We start from the raw sequence: 23,465 nt of genomic DNA, 5'->3' as shown, positions 1-23,465 counted from the left end.
CCGATCGGTTCTGCGAATTGCAAATGAGTTCTCCGGTTGCACGTTATGTGTCATGGCTCCCGCGAACGCGAGAGCAATGCGAGAAGGCTCTGGCTGACGCGATAGCGCAGCAGCGTTCCGTGGAGCGGGTGCGGTTCTTCTATGCCGTTGAATTTCAGCACGTGAAAGGGATGATCGGTAGCGTCGGATATACAGTTCGGGATCCCGGTTCGGCTGATTGCGGGTGGTTCTTGTTACCCGCCTTTTGGGGCGAAGGGCATGCGGCTCCGGCGGTTCGCGAACTGCTGCAACGGGCGTTTGGCTCTGGCGGGATCGTAAGCATGGCAGCCTCATGCTCGGTCGGGAATCGGGCCTCTGTTCGGGTAGCGGAAAAATGCGGATTCCGCCTGATCGCAGAGATTCGCGGGCGCGCACACTTTGAAATCCGGCTGGAAGACTTTCAGAAACTTGCTCTGCATGGACCTGACTAGAACGCTCGTTATCGGAAACTCGGGTTCCGGGAAAAGCTGGCTGGCGGAGCGCATCGCCGTCCATTCCGGTGCCGCCTATGTAGACCTCGACCTGATTCATTGGCTTCCAGGCGGGTACGACGTTGCTCGGGAGCGCTCGGAGGCGATTCGACTAGTTCAACTTGCTGCCGAGGCCGATCGCTGGGTCATCGAAGGCATCTACGGATGGCTCGTCAACGAGGTTCTGGCAGACGCGAGTGCGCTGTTCTGGTTGTGCCTCGACGAGTCCGAATGCGTGGCGAATATTCGTCGGCGAGGCGTTCGCCGCAACGGATCCCTGGAGGCTTTTGACGCGTTGCAGGAATGGACCACGACTTACCGATCCCGGACCGGATCAAGCTCGTATGTTGCCCACCGGACTATTTTCGATCGCTTCAGTGGCGACAAGAAAATTCTTCTGTCGCGTGATGCAGTAACGGAGTTCGTCGGTCAGTTACCGCTCTGACGAATGTCGATATCGTGATGTTCCGTTCTCCCGACTCTGGCCGCCTCTTCTGGGGTGATAGTCATCCATCTGGCGGATAGCGGCGGCGGATTCAACCGGTCACTCAATCGATCCAGCCGGATCGTCTACAATTTGAACCGTACTTCGCTCGGGTACACTTAAGCTCCAGCCACACGCACCGTAATAGCATGGATAGTCAGCTTTGGGTCATATGCGCGCTTACGTTCGTAATCCACGTGATCGCGACATTGGCCTACGCGGTGCGGATTGCAGGCGTTCGCACGCGCCGCATCGCCTTGTCGTTTTCCCTCTTCGGGATCATCGCGCTGGTTTCTCGGACGGCCAATTCCTTTCAAGGGCCGTTCATCGCGAAACGGGTCGAACTGGATATCGCGCGTCATATCGGTAGTGGATTGCTCAGCGACTTTCGGTGGTTCTTGCTGACCGCCACCGTGGCGAGCATTGTCGGGTCATTCCTGATTCCGACATTTCAGCGTTATTTCAGCCGCGCCGTCGATCACTTTCAGGCAAACCGGTCGATTCCTCGTTTGCTGCTGCACGCCTTCAGTCGTACCGGTGTCAACTACCTTCGCATCGGTGCGCGCCTTCCATCCCGGCACAACGTCACGCAACTGGCCGCAAGCACCGGCGTGTCCTGGACAGTTATCGTGCTGAATGTTGTCGCAATGGCGATCTGGACAGTCGGCGTGTTCGCATCGCTGTATGCGGGCTACCTGAAGCCTGATCTGAGAGTGACATGTGCGAATCTGTCGTCAGTCATCAACGGGTTCGCGACCGTGGTATTGGCGATCGTCATCGACCCGCAGGTTTCCGTAATGACCGACGATGTCATTGAAGGCCGGATATCGGAAAATAGCTTCCGTCGGGCCATTACCACGCTTGCAGGTGCACGAGTTCTCGGAACATTGTGCGCTCAAGCGGCGCTTGTCCCCGCGGCTTTCATCATTGTTCGTGTCGCCGAACTCATTTAGGCTTGGTGGTCAGTCGGCAGATCGACTGTGGTACCAATATCGTCGACGATCTTGCGACTGCACCGACGAACGCTCTGTTGCTGACAAGATCAGGGGAACATGGTAGACGTATGAAACCGACCGCTATCGTATTGCATGGACCAACCAGCGCGGGAAAGAGCAGCTTGGCTAGGGCCCTTCAGGATAGTTCGGAGATTCCCGTCTTCCATATATCGCTCGACGCGTTTGTGGAAATGTCCCGTAGACGTGACATGCGATCGGATGACGAGCTGCGGCAGGCGCTCCGGCTTCATCACCTCAATTTGCAATCCACTCTGAAGCGCGTAGCGGCGAGTCATTTTGAGATCGTTCTAGACCTTGTGCTTCGGGATACAACCGCCCTAGACGAATGTATTTCCGCCCTTGCGCCACGCCGAACCTATGTTATTGGCGTTACTTGCCCACTGCATGTTTTGGAAGAGCGTGAACGCGGAAGGCCAGACCGCGGTGTGGGAATGGCGCGGTCCCAGTTCGGGCATCCCGTTTACGCAAGACCCTATTCGATGAGCGTGGATACATCGACTTGTGCTCCCGAAGAAGGCGCTCGCCGTATCCGCTCGTTTATCAACGAGCAGGGTGAATGACGGCTTTCGGTACGGGCGAATGTCGCTACAGGGTTGCGGATTCAACCCGTCGATGCAACACACTTGAGGCTGCATAGCAGCGAGGAGTGTTGCAATGAAACAGAGACGGCGGATCTACTATACAGACAGCGAGAAAGCGCTAATGTGGGAGCGCTGGCGCAAGGGCGAGTCGCTGCAGCAGATCGCCCAGTTGTTTGATCGAAACCATTCCTCGGTACAAGGGATTCTGGCCGAAACGGGGGGCATGCAGCCAAAGCAACGGCACCGTTCGAGCTTGGCACTAACCCTTGCCGAGCGGGGGAAGATCTCGCGCTCAGTGGTTGCTGGCGATTCGATTCGCGCGATTGCGATTCGGCTCGCACGTGCTCCGTCCACCATTAGCCGCGAGCTCAAGCGGAACGGCGGTATGCAGGGTTATCGGGCGAACGATGCTGACGAACTTGCGTGGGAGCGAGCCCGTCGCCCCCAAGTCTGCAAGCTCGTCAGGAACCGGGAGCTCGCCCAGGTCGTGGCAAGCAAGCTCAGGCTGCAGTGGTCACCTGAGCAGATCGCCGGTTGGCTTAAGCACGTGTATGCGGTCAACAGGGACTATCAGGTGTCGCACGAAACCATAAACTGCAGCCTCTATATACAAGCTCGCGGTACACTCAAAAAGGAATTGCTCAAGCATTTACGGCGCTCGCGAGCTATGCGTCGTTCGCGTCATCACACGATGAAGACCGACGACCACGGCAGAATCTGCGACACCGTCCCGATTAGTGAACGTCCCGCGACCGTTGATGATCGTGCGATACCGGGCCACTGGGAAGGCGATCTGCTGTTCGGCAGCGCGAACAGCCAGATTGCCACTCTTGTCGAGCGTCAGAGCCGCTTCGTGATGCTGGTGAAGGTTGCCAATAAGGATACGGAAACGGTCATCAACGCATTGATCCGACACGCCGGCAAGCTTCCTCACGAACTATACAAATCACTGACCTGGGATCGCGGCAAGGAGATGGCCGATCACACGCGTTTCACCGTGGCCACCGACGTCAAGGTCTATTTTTGTGATCCGCAGAGCCCTTGGCAACGGGGCTCGAACGAGAACACAAATGGGCTCCTCAGACAGTATTTCCCAAAGGGGATCGACCTCTCGGCCTATTCACAGGCCACGCTCAACGCTGTTGCCAAGCGGCTCAATGAGCGTCCTCGAAAGACGCTAGACTTCGATACACCGGCTGAGCGCTTTCATCAATTCGTTGCATCGACGGGTTGAATCCGCAGTCGAGATGCGCCGCTCGGACGTCGCCGGCTCGCCCGAGCGGCGCGACAGCATCGTATGGCGCAGTTCGGCCATTTTCAGCCGCTCGCCCATCGCATAGAACTGCCGCTCGAACGGCTGGTCCACTCCAAGACCTGCCCGATGCTCTACGTGTGCATCTCAGCGTTTCAGGACTCTGGCCATCCGTAGAATTGGTGGCGGATGTAGGACTGCCGAGCTGACGAAGAATTGGCAGATTTCGGAACTGCAGCTCCGTTGCGACCCAGGTTGATCACCGCGTCAATCGCCCGGGCGGCCACGATGCATCACAACCTGGCAACCGAGCTGTCGCTTTAACCAACACGTGTCGCATAAACTCTACGCCCCGAAGTTTGGGGCGTTTTCTCATTGGTGGCGCAAGCACATTCAAAACGCGGCTGGCTGCTGTTAGCGAATTACATACAGTCCGCTCCGCAGCAGCAAAGACACGAGTTCTGCTTGACGGTGCGTTTGTGTCTTTCCCTGAATGATTTTCAGATAAGCGCGAGCTGTTTCCAGTCCAATGTTCATTTGGAGGGCCGCCTGTGCAATATTCTCGCCCCGCGCGAGCAGCGTGGCTAGCTCAGCCTCCCGAGGTGTTAGCGAAAACGTCTCAGCGACAAGTGAGCAATCGACCTGTGCAGTCCGCTCGGGGTCAATCACAAACAAGATGACTCGCGCGAGCGCGCTGATGCCGCCGGCAGGCTCGCGACAGGTTACTGGCACGACACGTACGACGAGAGGCAAGTGTTGGCGGCTTCGATGTACAAAGCAGCGCGGCGCACGAAGGCGGCGGACGTCAGTCGCCTTTTGCGTAGCGCTAAATTCCAGCGCTGAAGAGACAACTAATTGCAGTTTCTTTGCGTCGTCATGCACAAGGCACGAAACTCCGCGATGGTTGATAAGTAGACCATCGTGAGCGCGCGATAGCTCCTCCGCATACGGGTTGATGAAGAGTGGGCGAGCGTTCTCATCGAGCAGAATGACACCGACGTCAAGGCGTATTAGCACCTCCAGTGCACCGTTATCGCGAATGTCGGCGGCGGCTAACCGCGATCTGATATCCAGTGCTGCGGTCAGGTGTGGGACGAGGAGAACCGTTGCGGATTCATCCTCGTCATTGTAGTCGGCGGCGCCCAGCCGTTTCCCCACCGTCAAATAAGCTTCCCTGTCGGGTGTACGGAGTATCGGGAGAATCAGCCCGTAAAACATGCGCTCGGGCCTGACAACCTCATTGTAGATGTAGGTGCGCCTGAAAGCGGCATCGGTGATTTCGGAGGACTGTCGCCTAGCTACACCGGCAGGAATCTTTCCCATCCATGCCGGAGGTCTTGTCTGCAGCTCACGCTGCAGGGCACACGCATGCTTCTCGTCGAGCGCACTAGAAACCGACAGCGCTGGGGTTCCTGACTCTGTTGCCAAGAGAAAGCCCCGGTCGGACTTGGTGACCGCGAGGATATGCGCTAGCGCCTCCTCCCAACGCTGAGGCGACAGCACCGCATCGTAGATATGCTGGATCGCAGCGTGGACAGTCTCGATATGCGCCATCTACCCCTCCCAAATAGGAGTATTACGGTCGAATAACGGCTGTAATTATAGGAAATGCGGTAGGCCGCCGCATCCGGTGGGCGGGATTAAACGCCCTCTTTTTCTAAGTAAAAACGGAGGTAAGAAATGACAATCAATCCCAACTCGCCGATTTCCGACGGACCGATTCAAAAACGCCCAATGCCACCGATCGTGTTGAGCGATGACGTGCGATGGCGCCAGGCCATCGTCAAGAGATGGTCGCAGCTCGGCGGCGCCCCGGGCAAAGAGGTAGGCCAAATCGAAGCCGTCGGAAATGGGTACCGCCAGCGATATGAAAATGGGGGAGCACTGTACGCCGACGCGAACAAGAACGTCACTTTCGTCTACGGCAAAATTGGCGAGAGATATGACCAGATGGGCGGGCCGACTTCGTGGCTCGGATTCCCGACGTCCGACGAGCAAGACATGTCAGAAGGAGGGCGCGCAAACACCTTTGAACACGGCACCATTTACTGGTGGCCTGACACCGGGGCCATCGAGCTAGCCGGAGTAATCGTCCACTACACCGGCCTCATCTGCTTTGGCGAAACGGACTCGATACCAGACGGCTTCCGATCTCACGACTACCCCTATGGCGTTATCGGGGTGATAGACCCAGCGAAACAGCATAGCGCCCTGCGAACCCAGATATATCAAAAGGTCGACGCAGGCAACCGCGTCCCGGATCTCCTTGAGATATATCGAGGGCAGCCGACCGGGCTGGTGATTGCGGTGCAGCTCGTGAACCACGGCATCGCGGGCGACAACGCAGACACTATCAAGGGCGATATGGAAAATGCGATGACGGAAGGTGCGAAATGGATCGAGACAGAACTCAATTCCGTCGCAGTGGTCGGGCCGCCTCTGGCAAAGCTCTTCGGGCCGTGGCTTGAAAAGCTGGCGCCGAAGATCGCTGACTTCCTAGCCGACGCTCTCAATATTGGCGAAGTGAGCTTAGGCGACGACCGAATCACGCTCACCGCCAAACAGCTAGTCGTCCTTGCGGCGCGAGTGAACAACAGCACCGATGGAGGGATCGGCTATAAGGTCCAGACGAACCTCCTGTCCGAGCGCGGTGCGTCCTACAAGCTTTGCTTTGGAATGGTTCCGATGGCACCGGTATAACTGCCGACACATCAAGCACCCTACCTTGTGGTTTGGCGAACAAAGCCTGAATGATGGCTAATGCCGTTCAGTTAAGAACTGAACGGCATTTTTGTTTTTAGGGTTGGAGTTGTAAACAAAGCGGCAAGCTGTTAACTTGGTCAGCGATGCTGAACGACGTAAGGGTCCGGTGAAGTCAGGTTGAGGTTCGTGGCCTGCGCATAGGAGCATCGTATCCATCATAAAGCGTGATGGAGACGTGTCACGATGGCTGACGACGATCGGATTGATGATGGAGTGGTGCCGGCAATAGAGCGTCGCAAACACAGCCGGGAATTCAAGGAGATGGTGGTGCGCGCGGCGATGCAACCGCACGTGTCGATTGCGGCGGTGGCGCTGCATTACCGCCTGAACGCAAACCTGCTGCGCCGATGGGTGGTGGCAGCGCGACAGCGTGCGGGCGACCATCCGGCGCCGGATGAAGCTCAGCCGCCATCGACGGCGGCATTCGTGCCACTACAACTGCAAGCACCAGTTGCTGCAACTGATCGGGGCGAGATCCGCATCGAAATTCGTCGCGGTGCTGCCACGATTACGCTCTACTGGCCGGTGTCGGCGGCCGATGATTGCGCGGCCTGGCTACAGGGGTGGTTGCGATGATCCGCATCGACGCGATCTGGCTGGCAACTGAGCCGGTAGACATGCGTGCGGGCGTCGATACGCTGCTCGCACGCGTGGTCAAGGTATTCGGCGCGGCGCGCCCGCACCATGCCTATCTGTTTGCCAACCGACATGCGACGCGAATGAAGGTGCTGGTCTACGACGGCCTGGGGATCTGACTGGCCACGCGGCGCCTGAATCGCGGGCGGTTTATATGGAGCAACGGCGAGCAGTCCGTTGCATTGCCGCTGAATCAGGAACAGTTACGGGCACTGGTCACGGGGCTGCCGTGGCGGACACTGGCAAGCGATCACGCCATTACCGTGGTTTGAGGCCAACGCGCACGTAAACAGTTTCGCTTCCTGATGCGTGGCGTGTCTGGCAGACTCGGTGTCATGGATCTGCCCGTCGATCTCGCCACGCTTAGCCCCGACCAACCGCGACAGAGGCTCGGCGATGCGCCCATGGCCTGGCTATTTGAACGCACCGCTCAAGCCTGGTGCCAGCAAGATGGTGCGCGCCACGCCTTCAAAGGGTTGAGCTTGTGGGCCATGGATGGCACCACGCTGCGCACCCCGGACAGCCCCGCCAATCGTGAGCACTTCGGCGCTCAGGGCTATGCCAGCGGTAAGGTGGCTAGCTACCCGCAGGTGCGGGCCGTGACGCTGACCTCGATTCCGACCCATCTCGTCGCCAACATCGCGTTCGGCCGTTACGACACGAATAAGATGCTCTATGCCAAGCAACTGCTGGAGCAGATCCCGGATCACTCGTTGACGGTAGCCGAACGCCCGACGCAGGTCGAAAACTCGCCAACGATGTCGTGCCGCCAATGGCCGTAGTGCTCCGAGACGCGACACCTAGGCCGCAAGAAGGCGATCGGCTGCAACGGGTCGGCAAGCGACATCCACTGAATTCCACGAAGCCCCCCCAAAAAGCCCCCGAACAAGTCGGAGCCGCATGGATGCCGGCGCGATGCCGCTACCGGCCCCTGCGCCTGCGTACTACTACGATGAAGAATGCCGCTTTCATGCGGGACGGCTCCTGAATGCCTGGCCGACTGCCGGCGATACCGGACGATGGCAGACGGACGGCGCCGGCTGCGTCAACGCCCTAACGCACACGCACCGACACGAACTTCCGCGCGTTGTTGCGCTGGATCAGCAGCGCGATCACGCTGCCGTTCGCTTCGAGCGACTGCACGTCGTCCGGCGTCTCGAGCAGCGCGTCGTTGATCTCGAGCACGACATCGCCCGGCTGGATGCCCGCCCTCGCTGCCGGGCCGTGCACCGCGTCCACCATCATCCCGACCGCGAGCCCCGTCGAGCGGCGCTCTTCGTCGCTCAGCGCGTGCATCGTCAGCCCCAGGCGATCGCCGCCTTCTCCCGCCGCCGGCCCCGGTCGCGCAGCGGCCTTCGGCGCAACCATGCCGACTGTCGTGCCCGCGCTGCCGGTCGCGTCGTCGGCGCCCGTGATCGTCAGCATCAGCGGCGCGCGCTTGCGGATCACCCGCAGCGACACCTTCTCGCCGGGTGACAGCGCGGCGGCCAGGTCGTTCAGTTCGGCCGAGCGGCCGATCGCCTTGTCGCCCAGTTTCACGATCACGTCGCCGGGCTTCACGCCGGCCGCGGCGGCCGGCGAACCGGGGGCGACGCCGTTGACGAGCGCACCCGCCGGACGCGGCAGTCCGAAAGCGGCGGCCAGCCCGATGCCGACATCCTGCACGTCGACGCCGAACGCGTTGACTGACGGCGCGCCCTGCGCCGGCGCCTGAGCCTGTTGCGCCTGCATCTGCGTCTGTAGCTGCGCACGCACCTTTGCCGCGAACGCGATCGGGATCGCGAACGTCATGCTCGCGTAGCGGTCGGTGCCCGTATAGACCTGCACCGCGATGCCGATCACGTCGCCCGCACGATTGAACACGGGGCCGCCCGAGTTGTCGGGATTCGGCGCGATATCGGTTTCGAAGAACGGAAACGTGCCGCCGTCCGGCAGCCGGTGCGACGTCGCACTGACGATGCCGGCCGTGACCGTGTTGCCCGATCCGTCCGGTGCGCCGATCGTCATCACCGGTTCGCCCGCACGTACCTTCGCCGAATCGCCGAGGCGCACGAACGGCAGCTTCGTTGCGTTGACACGCAACACGGCGACGTCGCTTTGCGGATCGACGGTCAGCACCGTCGCCTTGAATTCGCGGCGATCGGTGAGCCGCACCGTCACGTCGGTCGCATCGTCGACCACATGCGCGGACGTGAGGATCAGGCCGTCGGCACTGACGATGAATCCCGAGCCGGTGCCCGACACCGCGCGCAGTGCCGTATCGCCCACCGGCGCCTGCGCGCCCTGCGCGGGCGGCGGCGCGCCGCGTCGGAAGAACGCGGCGAGCGGATCGTCGGGATCGAGGATCGCGAAGGACGGGCCGCCGGCCTGCTGGTCGGGCGCGGCAGTCATGATGGTCACGACCGCCGGGCCGTAGCGGTCGACGATCGCCGGAAAATCGACCGGCATCGCGTAAGGCGCGGCGGCCGGCCTTTCCTTCATGGCAGGCCGTGTAGCGGGCGGTGCGACGGTCCCCGCAATGGCGGCTGGCGGCGGTAGCAAAAAACCGGCAAACACGCCGCCGATCAACGCGGTGCGAAGCACGGCGCGAGCAAGCGTCTGGCGAACCACGGTGCACCTCCCCCGGCAGTGGCGGCGCCAATCTGCGCGAGACGCGCAGGCACCCGACAAGCACCGGTACACGCATCCATTTATAGTCCAAGCGGCCTGTCGGAACATACGAATCGAAACCCGCATGCCGGGTGACGCGGCGGCCGCGAAGCCGCGACGGCGTTCGTTTCGAACAAAGTACGCGGTTCGTCAATCCGCACAAGTCCGGCGACCGTTCAATCCCCGCCGACCCGCTCCGCGATCGCCGACAACGTCCGCAACATCGGGCCGAATGCATCGGCCGACGTATTGCCGAAGCCGAGCACGAGCCCGTTGGCCGCCGACTCCGCATGAATCGAAAAACCCGATAGCGGAAATGGCCCGATGCCATGCGCGCGCGCCGCGTCGACGATCGCGCGGTCGCGGTAGCGCGCCGGCAGCCGCAGCGCGAGATGCAATCCGCACGGCCCACCCTCGACCTGGTGCGGCACGCTCAGGCTGCCGTCGAGCGCGGCGAGCAGCAACCGCCGCCGGTCGCGATACAGCCGGCGCATCCGCCCCAGATGCCGGCCGTATTCGCCTGTCTCGATGAAATCGGCCAGCGCGAGCTGCACATGACGCGTCCCGCCGCGCAGCATCTCCGGCAGCACCGTCCGCACGGCGGCCAGCAGCGCCTCGGGCAGCACCAGAAAGCCGATCCGCAGCGCCGGAAACATCGTCTTGCTGAACGATCCGAGATAGACCACGGGCGAATCGGGAGCGAGCCCGTGCATCGCACCGATCGGCTCGCCGGTGTGACGGAATTCGCTGTCGTAATCGTCCTCGATGATCCACGCGCGATGCCGGCGCGCGGCATCGATCAGCGCGAGCCGGCGCGAGATCGACAGCACGGCGCCGGTCGGAAACTGGTTCGACGGCGTCGTATAGACGAGGCGCGGCGTCCGCTCGCGCCAGTCGTCTTCTTCCGCGCGCAGCCCTTCGGCGTCGACCGGCATCGGCACGACATCGAGGTCGGCCGCCTGCATCGCGGTGCGCGCGCCGCGATAGCCGGGCTCCTCGACCCACACCGTCTCGCCCGGGTTCGTCAGCAACTGCGCGCACAGCGCAATCGCGCCCTGTGCGCCTTCCGTGATCACGATCTGCTCGGGATCGCAGCGCACGCCGCGCGTCACGGCCAGGTGCCGCGCGATCGATTCGCGCAGCGCGCGTTCGCCGAGCGGATCGCCATAGGCGAGCAAGTCGCGGGCGGCACGGCGCAGCGCGCGGTCGATCGCGTGCCGCCACGCATCCACCGGGAAATGCGACAGCGCGGGCACGCCCGGCCGGAAGCCCTCCGATTCGCCGCTGCCGACGAGGCTCGGGCGAATCCGGCCGAGCCGCTGCGCGACGGCCGGCGGCGCGGCACGCCGGCGCTGCGGCGCCGGCCGCGACAACCCGACAACCCGCGTGCCGCGGCGATCCGACTGCAGGAAGCCTTCGGCGACGAGCTGCTCGTAGACGGCGGCCGTCGTGTTGCGCGACACGCCGAGCGTCTCGGCCAGCGCGCGCGTGCCGGGCAGCCGCGTGCCGGCGGGCATCGCGCCGCCGAGAATCGCGTCGCGCACGCGGCGCAACAACTGGCGCTGCAGCGAAGGTGCGCCCGGCGTGCGCGCCAGCGGCGCGTCGAGCGGCAGCAACGGAGAGTCGCCGGAAGGAAAGGCAGTCGTCATCGGAACGTCGCAGCGTGAAAGTGTCGGAACACGGCGCACGGCTAGTGGCAACCGGATCGTGGCACCATAAATTTGCCGATCTGTGGCGCTTTCCATGGTACCTCGTCACGACTACGATCGTCTGCATGCCGGCATGTCGCCGGCCGCCAACCGAAGCGAGATCGATCTTGTCCACGCTCACCAACGCCTTCCAGCAACCCATCGGCCACCCCGTTCCCGACTGGTCCGCGCGCCCGCGCCCCGAGCGCATCGTGCTCGAGGGCCGCTACTGCCGGCTCGAGCCGCTCGACGCCGAGCGCCACGCCGCCGACCTGTACGCCGCCTATGCACAGGCGCCCGACGGCAGCGACTGGACCTATCTCGCGCACGGGCCGTACGCCGACGAATCGGGCTACCGCGACTACGCGCGCGGCGCGCAGGCGAGCGCCGATCCGCTGCACTACACGGTGATCGACGTTGCCACCGGCCGCGCGGTCGGCACGCTCGCGCTGATGCGCATCGATCCGGCCAACGGCGTGATCGAGGTCGGCTCCGTCACGTTCTCGCCGCTGCTCAAGCGCACGCCCGTGTCGACCGAAGCGCAGTACCTGCTGATGAAGTACGCGTTCGACACGCTCGGCTACCGGCGCTACGAATGGAAGTGCGACGACCTGAACGCCCCGTCGCGCAAGGCGGCCGCGCGGCTCGGCTTCCGCTACGAAGGCACGTTCCGGCAGGCGATCGTCTACAAGGGCCGCAGTCGCGACACCGCGTGGTATTCGATCGTCGACGGCGAATGGCCGGCCGTGCGCGCCGCGTTCGACGCGTGGCTCGCGCCGGAGAACTTCGACGCACACGGCGAGCAGCGCCAGTCGCTCACCGCGATCCGCCACGCGCAGGCGAACGCGCGCGACGCGGCCGCCCGCGCGAACGACACGACGCGCGTCACGGTGCGCCCGCTCGTCGCCGCCGACGAAGCTGCATGGCGCCCGCTGTGGCAGGGTTATCAGAAGTTCTACGACACCGCGCTGAGCGATGCCGTGTTCGCGACGACGTGGGCGCGCCTGATGGATCCCGCCGAGCCGATGTTCGTGCTCGGTGCATTCGACGCATCGGGTGTGCTGGTCGGGATCGTGCATTCGATCTACCACCGCTCGTGCTGGACCGAAGGGCCGTACTGCTACCTGCAGGACCTGTACACGGCGCCGGACGCACGCGGGCAAGGCGCGGGCGGCGCGCTGATCGAAGCCGTGTACGAACGCGCCCGCGAAGCCGGCGCGAGCCGCGTGTACTGGCTCACGCACGAAACCAATACGACCGCACGCGCGCTGTACGACAGGCTCGCGATCAATGCCGGGTTCATCCAGTACCGGCACGATCTGAAGAAATAACGCGGCGCAGCGGCCGGCCGGCGTTCAGTCGAGAACATCGGCCGGATCCCGCGCCATGTCGTCCTCGGGCGCACCGTCCGCCCGCGCCGCGCCGGCCGCGCCCGGCACCGATGCCGGGCAGATCATCTCGTCGCCATTCGCGGGCACGGGCCGCCGCGCCGGCCGGAACACCGGCTCGCCGGGCTCGATCGGCCGCCCCGAGATTGCACAGCGGCCCGGCTGCAACGCGACACGCAGGCGCCAGCGCTGCTCGCCGTAATGGCAACGGCCGCTCTCGACCCAGCGTATCAGCAACCCGTCCTCTCCGGCCTCCAGCACCGTGACGAACAGTTGCGGGCGCAACGGCGACACCGCGGCCGCGGCATGCTCCCGAACCGGCGCGCGGCCAATCGTCACGAGCGAATGCGCGACGCCGCCGCCGTGCGATGGCATCGCATCGCGTTCGCCGGAAGACGACACATCTTCTTCGCAGATCAGGCTTTCCATGGTGTTCGGCATGCTTGACGACTCGCCGGCACGACGTTCGCGACGGCCGCACGCTAGCTGCGCGCCGGCGGCATCGGCCGCGACAGGCGATTCGGTCATCTCACCTCCGTTGGGACCGCCGCGTGCAACGGGATGTCTCACACGGCCGCGATCGGACTGGCGCACATGATACAAATTGAAGTTCACTTCAAGTAAAGGGGTAATGTGCGCAACGATGCATTTCGCCGATCGCTGTAATGGGGCGGCACGACGGCGCGTCGTCCGGATCAATCGCGACAACGGGAATGCCGAAATGGCGACGGACGGAAACACCCGGCCATATCCGCCCGAGCACGCATCGAATCGCGCCGGCCGTCGCCGTTCGTCTCGCGATTCGTCTCATTTCGCTGAGACGAACGTCCCGGCGTCTCACCCGGCCCGCGACTGCGCAACCGCAGCAAATTTCACGCATGACTCTCGGCATATCGCTTCCTGAGAAGCGTATAGCGCAATAGTGCGTCGCACACTTCCGCCCCTGTCCGACCACCCCGCACCGCCCCGATTCACGCTGGCCCCGTTCCTGCATACCGTTCGATCGCGCAATCGCGCGACGGGCGCACCGGCAGCGACGCCTCACGCCCGACGACAACCTGACGGAGACAGCAACGTGAGTACACCGGCACCGACTACCGCCCGCAGCATGAAAGCCGCCGTCTGGCGCGGCCGCCACGACATCCGCGTCGAAGAGGTTCCCGTTCCGGAGCGCCCGCCTGCAGGCTGGGTCACGATTCGCGTGCACTGGTGCGGCATCTGCGGCTCCGACCTGCACGAATACGTCGCGGGCCCCGTGTTCATCCCGGTCGATGCGCCGCATCCGCTGACGGGACTGAAGGGCCAGTGCATCCTCGGCCACGAGTTCAGCGGCGAGATCGCCGAACTCGGCGCGGGCGTGACGGGCTTCGTGGTCGGCGACCGCGTGACGGCCGACGCGTGCCAGCATTGCGGCACATGCTGGTATTGCAGGCACGGGCTGTACAACATTTGCGAAAACCTCGCGTTCACCGGGCTGATGAACAACGGTGCGTTCGCCGAATACGTGAACGTGCCGGCCGAGCTGCTGTACAAGCTGCCCGACAACTTCCCGACCGAAGCCGGCGCGCTGATCGAACCGCTCGCGGTCGGACTGCACGCGGTGAAGAAGGCCGGCAGCATCGTCGGGCAGACCGTCGTCGTGGTCGGTGCGGGCACTATCGGCCTGTGCACGATCATGTGCGCGAAGGCCGCGGGCGCCGGGCGCGTGATCGCGCTGGAAATGTCGGCCGCGCGCAAGCAGAAGGCGCTGGAGGTCGGTGCGAGCGTCGTCATCGATCCGAAGACGTCCGACGCGATCGCGGAAGTCAAGGCGCTGACGGGCGGCTACGGCGCCGACGTGTCGTTCGAGTGCATCGGGCACACGGCCACCGCGAAGCTCGCGATCGACGTGATCCGCAAGGCCGGCAAGTCGGTGATGGTCGGCATCTTCGAGGAGCCGACGTCGTTCAACTTCTTCGACATCGTGTCGACCGAGAAGGAAGTGATCGGCTCGCTCGCGTACAACGGCGAATTCGCGGACGTGATCCGCTTCATCGCGGACGGCCGCATCGACGTGCAGCCGCTCATCACCGGACGCATCGCGCTCGGCGACATCGTCGCGCAAGGCTTCGAGGAACTGGTCAACCACAAGGACCGGAACGTGAAGATCATCGTCCAACCCGCCGTCGCCTGACGGCGCACGCGGCCGCGGCAACGATTCGTGCCGCGGCACGCGTGCCGTTCGCCCCATACACGGGCGACGCAAACGATTGCCAAGCGATTCCCCCCGGCGCCCCTTCCCTGCTGTCGCCATCCGAAGCGGATTTCATGCCGCTCTCCAGTCGCACGACGATTCAGTACATTCGCAATCCAAACCATTAGCCGCAACACCCCACCCGTCGAACCAGCGATCAGGGTTTCCCCCGGGTCAAGCACGATTCATCCGGTGTCGACAGGAAGGTGGCACAAGGCGATCCTGTGCAACGCGCGATCCGGCTTCCCGGCCGGGATCGTTGCCGCCGCGTGACGGCGAAATACCTGTTGAACCTCACGGCGCAACGGCGCCGACAGGCCGAGAACACGGGCCTACCCGGGATAGCTTGCAAACATGATGTGTCATGAATCTGTCATTTAATCGGGAATACGCAAACAACGTTCGATCGCTGACGATCCAGCAGAAGATGCATATCGGCTTCGCGCTCGTCACCACGCTGCTGGCCTTGCTGTGCGGCACGATCGTCTGGGGAAGTTTCCGGCAATACCGGCAGGAAAACGCAGACCTGCAAGGCTTCGAATTCATCCACAGCGCGATGGCCGCCGCCAACGTGATTTCGGCCGAGCGCGGCCCGACGAACGACCTGCTGGTAAGCCTGCAGCACGACGGAGCGACCGAAGTGCGCAACCTGCTCGCCGCACGCACGCGTTCCGACCAGGCGCTCGAACACTTTCGCGCAGGCATCGGGCAGGCGAACTCACTCGACGATCGCAAGCGCGGCGACCTGCTGCACGCGCTCGACGCGATCTGGGTCACGCTCGCCGACGCACGCGCGGAAGTCGACGCGCTCGACGCACGGCCGCTCGCGTCACGCACCGTTCACGATATCCAGCACGCGCAGGCGCACCTGTTCCGGGCCGTCGACACGGTTTCGTTACTGATCGACGGCGCGATGACCGATACGGTAATGCGCGACCCGCACACGTCGGGCGCGATCCTGCTGGCGCGGCTGCTGAGCGACCTCCGGGAATACGCGGGGCGCACGGGCTCGCTGCTCATTGCCCCGATGTTCGCGCGGCAGCCGCTCGACCGCGCGCAGTTCGCGGACATCATGCGGATGCGCGGACGCATCGAGCAATTGCGCGCACTGATCGACGGCGCGATCGGCGCGCAGCTCGACGATGTCGACGTGGCGCGCGAGTATGCACAGCTCAACGCGGCGTTCGACACTCATCTTCTCCCGCTCGTCGACACGAGCGTCGCGAACGGCCGGACCGGCGCCTACACGATGAGCGCCGCCGATTTTTCCAGGACGATCGTCCCGTACTTCCGGCCGTGCGAACTGCTGCGCGACCGTGTCATCGACGTTGCCCGGCGTCGTGTCATTTCGGACCGGAACACGGCCCGGATCAAGGTTGCGATGTCGGCGTTCGCGACGGCGCTCAGCATCGCGATCCTGTTCTCGCTCGCGCGCGGCACGCAGCGGCTGCTGTCGAAGCCGCTCGATACGCTCGGCCGCCGGATCATCGCGCTCAGCAACGGCGATACGGCGCACGTCGCGATGCCGCGCGGAATCGCGCCCGAGATCACCCGCATTCATCAAGCGCTGGAAACCTTGCGCAACGCTTACGTACGCCGCGACATGCTCGAGCGCCAGCGCAACGACATGCTGACGCTGTTCTCGCATGACATGCGTGCGCCGCTGACGTCGCTGATCATCCTGATCGCCACGCAGGAACAGCATGCGGACGACGCGCAGAAGAAGCGGCAGTTCGCGAGAATCGGCAAACTCGTGCGGCACACGCTGGCGATGGCCGACGGTTTCGCTCAGCTGTCGCGTGCGGAGGCCAGCGAATACGAGCGCGTGCCGGTCAACCTCGCCGACCTGATGAACGAGGCGCGCGACGCGGTGTGGCCGCACGCGCACCAGAAGCTCATTTCGATGGACGACGTGCCGCGCCGCGACGACGCGATCGTGCTCGGCGACCCGGCCCTGCTGTCGCGCGCGCTGATCAACCTGCTGGACAACGCGATCAAGTACAGCGCATCGCTGACGAGCGTCGAATGCCGGGTCGAGCCGAGCGCCGACGGCAAGACCGTGCGCTGCACGATTCGCGACAGCGGATGCGGGATCAGCAGCACGGACCAGACGCGGCTGTTCGAGCGCTACCGGCGCTTTCGCACCGCAGGACAACCGGAAACCGGTGGCGTCGGGCTCGGCATGGCGTTCGTCAAGGCGGTCGTCGAACGGCACGAAGGCGAGATCCACGTGCATAGCGTCGTGCGGCACGGCACCACGGTCACGATCACGCTGCCGGCCGCCGCCAATGCGTGACGCGCCGGCGGCAAACGGCCGTTGCGACACCGCAGCCCGGCGCGATTCTTCGATATACTGGACCGAACCCTTTTCAGGGCAACCGCGGGCAACCACGCCCATCGCGCGTTCGCCCCAACCTGCGTGGAATTGCGTACCGTGAAACCGCGAGCCGGACTGATCCTCGAACTCTTCGTCAACCTGCTGCTGCCCTGGGTCGCGTACCGGGTCGCGCATCCGTACTTCGGCGAAACCGGCGCGCTGTACGCGTCGGCGGTTCCGCCGATCATCTGGTCGATCGTCGAATTCGTCCGCTCGCGCCGTGTCGACGCGGTGGCGGCCGTCGTGCTGCTCGGCATCGCGCTGTCGATCGCCGGAATGGCGTTCGGCGGCAGCCCGCGCACGCTGCTGATGCGCGAATCGCTCGCGTCGGGCACGATCGGCATCGTGTTCCTGCTGTCGCTGTTCCGCGAACGTCCGCTGATCTTCTATCTGGCCCGCGCCACCGTGGCGCGGGAGATGGCCGGCGGCGCCGCGCACTTCGAATCGGTCTGGGCCGCACAGCCGGGGCTGCGGCAGATGCTCCGCCGGATGACCTTCGTGTGGGGCGCCTTCATGACGCTGGAGATGCTGCTGCGCTGCTGGATGGTCGTGACCTGGCCCGTCGAGCGCGTACTGGTCGTGTCGCCGATCATGGGCTACACCGTGTTCGGCTGTCTGCTGATGTGGACGTTCTGGTACCGGCGGCGGATGCGCGTGCGCAACAGCGTCGACATCCCGACCCGCGACGGCGTCACCGAGGTCGCCGGCCGCTGACGGCCGCCGGGCCGGCGCCGGCCCGGCGGCGTGTCGCCGCGCCTGCTGTATGATGCGCGGCGTCTTGTCCGACCAACGCCTTTCCTGTCATGTCCCTTTCGCTCCTTCCGTGCGCCACGATCTGGCTCGCCCTGTTCGCGGCCGCCGCACTCGCGTGGCATCGCCCGCAGCACGGCCTGAGCCTCATCCTGGCCGTGCTCGGCTATGCCGGCGCGCTGGCATTCGGCAAGCTCGAGCCGGTCACGCTGGCGCCGCTAGCGCTGCTGGCCGCGGCCGCGTGGGGCGTGTCGCCCGCGCGCCCGCTCGCGGTGCGGATCGCCGCGCATGCCGTGTTTGCCGCGCTCGCGATCGCGCTGAGCCTGCACCTGATCCCCGGTTTCCACAATCCGCTCGTGATCGCCCCGACGCGCTTCACGCCGGACGCGGTACCTTTCACGATGTACCTGAATCTCGACAAGCCGCTGGTCGGCCTGTGGCTGCTGTGGGTGCTGCCGTGGGTCGCACCCGACGTCGCGCTGTCGCGCGCGCTGCGCACGGGCGCGGTGGCGGCTGTCGCAACGGCCGCCGCGTGCCTGGCCGGCGCGCTCGCGTTCGGGATGGTCGGCTGGGCGCCCAAATGGCCGGCGTCGGGCTGGCTGTGGCTCGTGAACAACCTGCTGCTCGTGACGCTCGCCGAAGAAGCGTTGTTCCGCGGCTACGTGCAAGGCGGGCTGACGCGCGTGCTCCGCGCGTTCGCATGGGGCCCATGGGCCGCGCTCGCGATCGGCGCGGCGCTGTTCGGCGCCGCGCACGCGGCCGGCGGCTGGCAGTGGATCGTGCTCGGCACGGTGGCCGGCGTCGGCTACGGCCTCGCGTGGCGGCGCGGCGGACTGCTCGCCTCCGCGCTCGCGCATGCGGGGCTGAACGTCGTCCACTTCGGCCTGTTCACCTACCCGATGCTCGAAGCCGCGCGCTGACCCCGGCGCACGGCGCCGCCCGGCGAGATACCGCGCTCAATTGAACCCGGCGACCGCGTGCGGCACGTACGGGCCTTCGAGCGTGGCGATTTCGTCGTCGGTCAGTTTCAACTCGAGCGCGCCGAGCGCATCGTCCAGTTGCTGCGGCTTCGAGATGCCGACGATCGGCGCGGTGACGCCGCGCTTTTGCGCGACCCACGCGAGCGCGACCTGCGCGCGCGGCACGTTGCGCGCGGCGGCGATCGCCGCGACGGCGTCGACGACCGCCTTGTCCGCATCGGCCGTCGCGTCGTACAGCCGCTGGCCGACGTCGTCCTTCTGCTGCCGTTCCGACGATTCGTCCCAGTTGCGCGTCAGCCGGCCGCGCGCGAGCGGGCTCCACGGAATCACCGCGATGCCCTCGGCTTCGCACAGCGGCAGCATTTCCCGCTCTTCCTCGCGATACAGCAGGTTCAGGTGGTTCTGCATGCTGACGAAGCGGGTCCAGCCGTTCTGCTTCGACGTGTACAGCGCCTTTGCGAACTGCCACGCGAACATCGACGATGCGCCGATATAGCGCACCTTGCCGGCCTTCACGACGTCGTGCAGCGCCTCGAGCGTCTCCTCGATCGGCGTGCCGTAATCCCAGCGATGAATCTGGTAGAGGTCGACGTAATCGGTGCCGAGCCGCTTCAGGCTCTGGTCGATGTCGGTCATGATCGCCTTGCGCGACAGGCCCGCGCCGTTCGGCCCCGGCCGCATCCGGTAGAACACCTTGGTCGCGATCACGATGTCGTCGCGCTTCGTGAAATCGCGCAGCGCGCGGCCGACGATCTCCTCCGACGTGCCGTCCGAATACATGTTCGCGGTATCGAAGAAGTTGATGCCGGCTTCGACCGCCCGCTGGATGATCGGGCGGCTCTCCGCTTCCGGCAGCGTCCACGGATGCGTGCCGCGCGACGGCTCGCCGAACGTCATGCAGCCCAGCACCAGTTTCGATACTTCCAGCCCGGTCGACCCGAATTTCACGTATTCCATCGCACGCCTCGTCATTGAAGTTGAGCTTGCGGCCGGATGCGCGCCGCCGTTCGGCGCGCAGGGCGCGAACGGTGCGCCGTGCATCAGCCAGACGTCGCATGTTATCCCGCGCCGCGCAAACGCGTATGACGCGCACGCCGGCACGCCGTGCGCATCGGGCGCACGGTCGCAACGCGGAAAAGGACGGCCCGGTTACTTGACCTGGTCGGCGATCGGCTGCAGGAACGCGGAGAAGCCGGTCAGCATGATCTGCACGCCGATGCACAGCAGCAGGAACGCCGACACGCGCATCGCGACCTTGGTACCTTCGGTGCCGAGATAGCGCGACAGCAGCGCGGCGCGGCTGTAGGTCTGCCAGATCACCACCGCGACGAGCACGGACACGGCGATCGATACGATGCTCGACAGCATGAACTCCGACAGCTTGTGCGTACGGTTCGCGTTCAGCGCGATCGCGGTCGAGATCGAGCCGGGGCCGACCGTCAGCGGCACGGTCAGCGGGAAGAACGCGCGCGTCATGATCGCGTTCGCGTCGATCGGCTTGACCGGCGTGTCGCCGCCGCCCGGCACGTCGGGCTCGTTCAGCATCTGCCAGCCCGCCACCGCGACCGCCAGGCCGCCGCCGATCCGCAGCGCCTCCATCGAGATCCCGAAGAAATGCAGCACGGGCGTGCCGGCGAAGAACGCAACCATCAGCACGATGAACGCATTGAACGCCACCTTCCTCGCGAGCAGGTCGCGCTCGTGCTCGGTGAGCGCCTCGGTCCGCTCGAGAAACAGGAACGCGATGCCGATCGGATTGATGATGCCGATCAGGCCGGTGAAGCCGAACAGGATCTCGGAGATAAGGCGGTTGACGATCATCGGGCGAAGAATCGGTCGGGGCTGGGCCGGCAGCGTGCCGGGGGTCACGCATTGTAGAGCAAGCGCCCGCGCCCGAGACGCAAAATGCGGCCGGGCGCGCTTCGCCATCGATCGTCGCGATTTGCCCTTACTCGGCGCCCGCTTCCCACACCGGCGGCCGCTTCGCGAAGAATGCGGCGAAGCCCTCCTTCGCTTCCTCCGTCGCCCGCACGCGGGAGATCGTCTGCGCGGTGAACGCCGCGCGCTCGTCCGACGGCGGATACTCGCCGATCGCGTCGAAGAAGCGCTTGATTTCCATCAGCGCGTTCGGGCCGTTGCGGCCCAGTTCCGCGAGCGTCCTGTCGAGCGCTTCGTCGAGCGCGTCGAGCGGCACGGCCTGGTGGATCAGGCCGATCGCGACGGCTTCGCCGGCGGCGAGCTGCGTCGCGGTCAGCGCGAGCCGGCGCGCCTGGCGCTGGCCGACCGCCTCGACCAGATACGGGCCGATCACGGCCGGCAGGATTCCGAAACGCGCCTCGCTGACCGAAAAGCGCGCATGGTCGCTCGCGATCACGATGTCGCAGGCCGCGCACAGGCCCACGCCGCCGCCGAACGCGTGCCCCTGCACGCGTGCCACCGTCGGCTTCGGGCACTGCCGGATCGCGCGCATCATCGCGGCGAACCGCTGCGCGTCGCGCAGGTTCGCTGCCGCATCGTTCGCGCTTGCGCGCTGCATCCACTGCAGGTCGGCGCCCGCGCAGAATGCGCGGCCGTCCGAGCGCAGCACGATCGCGCGCACATCGTCGCGCCGGCCAAGCGCCGTGAACGCGTCGGTCAGCTCGGCGATCATCGTCTCGTCGAATGCGTTGAGCACGTCGCCGCGCTGCAGCGCAACGGTCGCGATGCCGCGCGCATCGACCGCGACGGCCAGGGTCTTCAATCCATCCATCGAACAGGTTTCCTCGGGTAGAACGGCAAACATCGGAATCACGCAGCCTGGCGGCGGTCGATCACGCGCCGGGCCTTGCCGGTCACGGTCGCGGGAATGCCGCCCGCCGCGAGCACCGTCACGCCGGACGACACGCCGACCATCGTCTTGATGCGGTGCTGCAACTCGCGCGCGAGCGCCGCGCGATCGCTTTCGGTAACGGACGCTGCAGCCTCGGAGCGCAGTTCGACCGCGAGGTCGAGCCGGTCCATGTGACCGTCGCGCGACAGCGTGATCTGAAACTGGCCCGACAGCGCCGGCAGCGCGACGACGATCTCCTCGATCTGGCTCGGAAACACGTTCACGCCGCGCACGATCAGCATGTCGTCGGAACGGCCCGTGATTTTCGCGAGGCGGCGCATCGCGCGCGCGCTCGGCGGCAGCAGCGCGGTGAGGTCGCGCGTGCGGTAGCGGATCACCGGCATCGCTTCCTTCGTCAGCGACGTGAACACGAGCTCGCCCTGGCTGCCGTCGGGCAGCACTTCGCCCGTGACGGGATCGATGATCTCCGGGTAGAAATGGTCTTCCCAGATCACCGGGCCGTCCTTCGACTCGACGCACTCGCACGCGACGCCCGGGCCCATCACCTCCGACAGCCCGTAGATGTCGAGCGCGTCGATGCCCACGCGCGTCTCCACTTCCTCGCGCAACGCCTGCGTCCACGGCTCGGCGCCGAAGATGCCGATCTTCAGCGACGACTCGGCCGGGTCCATCCCCTGCCGCACCATCTCGTCGATCAGGTTCAGCATGTACGACGGCGTGACGAGGATGATCTTCGGCTCGAAATCGCGGATCAGCTGCACCTGCTTCTCGGTCTGCCCGCCCGACATCGGCACGACCATGCAGCCGAGCCGCTCCGCGCCGTAGTGAATCCCGAGGCCGCCCGTGAAGAGGCCATAGCCGAACGCGTTGTGCAGCGTGTCGCCCGGGCGGCCGCCGGCCGCGCGGATCGAACGCGCGGTCACGTTCGCCCACGTGTCGATGTCGCGGGCCGTGTAGCCGACCACGGTCGGCTTGCCCGTCGTGCCGCTCGACGCGTGCACGCGCACGACCTGCTCGCGCGGCACCGCGAAGAGCCCGAACGGATAGTTGTCGCGCAGATCGTTCTTCGTCGAGAACGGGAATTTCGCGAGATCGGCGAGCGTCTTCAGGTCGTCCGGATGCACGCCCGCCGCATCGAACGTGCGCCGATAGTGCGGGACGTTGTCGTATGCGTGGCGCAGCGACCACTTGAGGCGCTCGAGCTGCAGCGCCTGCAGTTCGTCGCGGCTGGCGGTCTCGATCGGCTCGAGGGCGGCGGCGGGATGCGTCGGGTGAGTCATCGGGGTGCTCCTCCAATGGAGTGATGTCGTTATCGTGCTCGGGGTAATC

Annotated in this window: 18 protein-coding genes and 2 pseudogenes; 12 read left to right on the top strand and 8 right to left on the bottom strand. The window is 64.9% G+C overall.

The window, feature by feature from the left end; all coding sequences use genetic code 11:
• The first annotated feature begins 456 nt into the window (after positions 1–456).
• The 3 genes from DM992_RS32170 to DM992_RS32155 all read left to right on the top strand — a co-directional run bounded on the left by DM992_RS32170 (position 457) and on the right by DM992_RS32155 (position 3,824).
• Positions 457–954 (top strand): adenylate kinase, encoded by a 498-nt coding sequence (locus tag DM992_RS32170; RefSeq protein WP_111020139.1) that lies wholly within the window; start codon positions 457–459, stop codon positions 952–954.
• Between the two features lie 188 nt (positions 955–1,142).
• Complete coding sequence (locus DM992_RS32165) at positions 1,143–1,946, top strand: lipid II flippase Amj family protein (protein WP_111020138.1); 804 nt, start codon at positions 1,143–1,145, stop codon at positions 1,944–1,946.
• Between the two features lie 717 nt (positions 1,947–2,663).
• Positions 2,664–3,824 carry an IS30 family transposase gene (locus DM992_RS32155; RefSeq protein WP_111020136.1) on the top strand — a complete coding sequence of 387 codons (1,161 nt, stop codon included), beginning with the start codon at positions 2,664–2,666 and terminating at the stop codon, positions 3,822–3,824.
• Between the two features lie 432 nt (positions 3,825–4,256).
• Here DM992_RS32155 and DM992_RS32150 read toward each other — a convergent pair whose 3' ends face one another.
• The gene (locus DM992_RS32150) at positions 4,257–5,396 is read right to left on the bottom strand and encodes a helix-turn-helix transcriptional regulator (RefSeq protein ID WP_111020135.1); all 1,140 of its coding nucleotides are present in this window, start codon (positions 5,394–5,396) and stop codon (positions 4,257–4,259) included.
• Positions 5,397–5,522: 126 nt separating this feature from the next.
• Between DM992_RS32150 and DM992_RS32145 the strand changes: the two genes are divergently transcribed.
• The 4 genes and pseudogenes from DM992_RS32145 to DM992_RS32125 form a co-directional block, all read left to right on the top strand.
• The gene (locus DM992_RS32145; protein WP_111020134.1) at positions 5,523–6,542 is read left to right on the top strand and encodes a hypothetical protein; all 1,020 of its coding nucleotides are present in this window, start codon (positions 5,523–5,525) and stop codon (positions 6,540–6,542) included.
• Positions 6,543–6,788: 246 nt separating this feature from the next.
• Complete coding sequence (locus tag DM992_RS32140) at positions 6,789–7,181, top strand: transposase (RefSeq protein WP_111020133.1); 393 nt, start codon at positions 6,789–6,791, stop codon at positions 7,179–7,181.
• Positions 7,178–7,513 (top strand): annotated as a pseudogene (tnpB, locus tag DM992_RS43000) (IS66 family insertion sequence element accessory protein TnpB). The gene DM992_RS32140 and the pseudogene tnpB overlap by 4 nt, the downstream one beginning before the upstream one ends.
• Positions 7,514–7,621: 108 nt before the next feature.
• A pseudogene (locus tag DM992_RS32125) lies at positions 7,622–7,972 on the top strand (transposase); the annotation flags it as partial.
• 322 nt (positions 7,973–8,294) lie between these two features.
• Here DM992_RS32125 and DM992_RS32120 read toward each other — a convergent pair.
• Positions 8,295–9,851, bottom strand: a complete 1,557-nt coding sequence (locus DM992_RS32120) for a trypsin-like peptidase domain-containing protein (RefSeq protein WP_111020130.1) — start codon at positions 9,849–9,851, stop codon at positions 8,295–8,297.
• A 215-nt stretch (positions 9,852–10,066) separates the two neighbouring features.
• Positions 10,067–11,539, bottom strand: a complete 1,473-nt coding sequence (locus DM992_RS32115; RefSeq protein WP_111020129.1) for a PLP-dependent aminotransferase family protein — start codon at positions 11,537–11,539, stop codon at positions 10,067–10,069.
• Positions 11,540–11,706: 167 nt separating this feature from the next.
• On the opposite strand from DM992_RS32115, the gene DM992_RS32110 reads away from it, so the two are divergent.
• The gene (locus DM992_RS32110; RefSeq protein WP_111020128.1) at positions 11,707–12,909 is read left to right on the top strand and encodes a GNAT family N-acetyltransferase; all 1,203 of its coding nucleotides are present in this window, start codon (positions 11,707–11,709) and stop codon (positions 12,907–12,909) included.
• Between the two features lie 24 nt (positions 12,910–12,933).
• Here the strand turns inward: DM992_RS32110 and DM992_RS32105 are convergent, their stop codons facing one another.
• Complete coding sequence (locus DM992_RS32105) at positions 12,934–13,407, bottom strand: DUF3331 domain-containing protein (protein ID WP_111020515.1); 474 nt, start codon at positions 13,405–13,407, stop codon at positions 12,934–12,936.
• Positions 13,408–14,074: 667 nt separating this feature from the next.
• On the opposite strand from DM992_RS32105, the gene DM992_RS32095 reads away from it, so the two are divergent.
• The 4 genes from DM992_RS32095 (at position 14,075) to DM992_RS32080 (ending at position 19,246) form a co-directional block, all read left to right on the top strand.
• On the top strand, positions 14,075–15,139 hold the full coding sequence (locus DM992_RS32095; protein ID WP_111020127.1) for a 2,3-butanediol dehydrogenase: 1,065 nt from the start codon (positions 14,075–14,077) through the stop codon (positions 15,137–15,139).
• A 424-nt stretch (positions 15,140–15,563) separates the two neighbouring features.
• Positions 15,564–17,495, top strand: coding sequence for a HAMP domain-containing histidine kinase (locus DM992_RS32090; RefSeq protein WP_111020126.1), 1,932 nt, complete (start codon positions 15,564–15,566; stop codon positions 17,493–17,495).
• 138 nt (positions 17,496–17,633) lie between these two features.
• Positions 17,634–18,290 carry a VC0807 family protein gene (locus tag DM992_RS32085; RefSeq protein WP_072439081.1) on the top strand — a complete coding sequence of 219 codons (657 nt, stop codon included), beginning with the start codon at positions 17,634–17,636 and terminating at the stop codon, positions 18,288–18,290.
• A gap of 89 nt (positions 18,291–18,379) precedes the next feature.
• A complete protein-coding gene (locus DM992_RS32080) occupies positions 18,380–19,246 on the top strand; it encodes a CPBP family intramembrane glutamic endopeptidase (RefSeq protein ID WP_111020125.1) in 867 nt (288 codons plus the stop codon).
• 36 nt (positions 19,247–19,282) lie between these two features.
• Here the strand turns inward: DM992_RS32080 and DM992_RS32075 are convergent, their stop codons facing one another.
• From DM992_RS32075 to paaK, 4 genes are all read right to left on the bottom strand, one after another.
• Positions 19,283–20,263 carry an aldo/keto reductase gene (locus DM992_RS32075; protein ID WP_111020124.1) on the bottom strand — a complete coding sequence of 327 codons (981 nt, stop codon included), beginning with the start codon at positions 20,261–20,263 and terminating at the stop codon, positions 19,283–19,285.
• Between the two features lie 192 nt (positions 20,264–20,455).
• Complete coding sequence (locus tag DM992_RS32070) at positions 20,456–21,127, bottom strand: MarC family protein (protein ID WP_034180232.1); 672 nt, start codon at positions 21,125–21,127, stop codon at positions 20,456–20,458.
• Between the two features lie 127 nt (positions 21,128–21,254).
• On the bottom strand, positions 21,255–22,055 hold the full coding sequence (locus DM992_RS32065; RefSeq protein ID WP_111020123.1) for an enoyl-CoA hydratase-related protein: 801 nt from the start codon (positions 22,053–22,055) through the stop codon (positions 21,255–21,257).
• 38 nt (positions 22,056–22,093) lie between these two features.
• Positions 22,094–23,416 (bottom strand): phenylacetate--CoA ligase PaaK, encoded by a 1,323-nt coding sequence (gene paaK / locus DM992_RS32060; protein WP_111020122.1) that lies wholly within the window; start codon positions 23,414–23,416, stop codon positions 22,094–22,096.
• Between the last annotated feature and the right edge of the window lie 49 nt (positions 23,417–23,465).

This window comes from Burkholderia sp. JP2-270, assembly GCF_003233675.1.
GTDB classification, from domain to species: Bacteria; Pseudomonadota; Gammaproteobacteria; order Burkholderiales; family Burkholderiaceae; genus Burkholderia; species Burkholderia pyrrocinia_C.
Note: the sequence above shows the minus strand (reverse complement) of the source record. Positions and strands in the feature narration are given on the sequence as shown.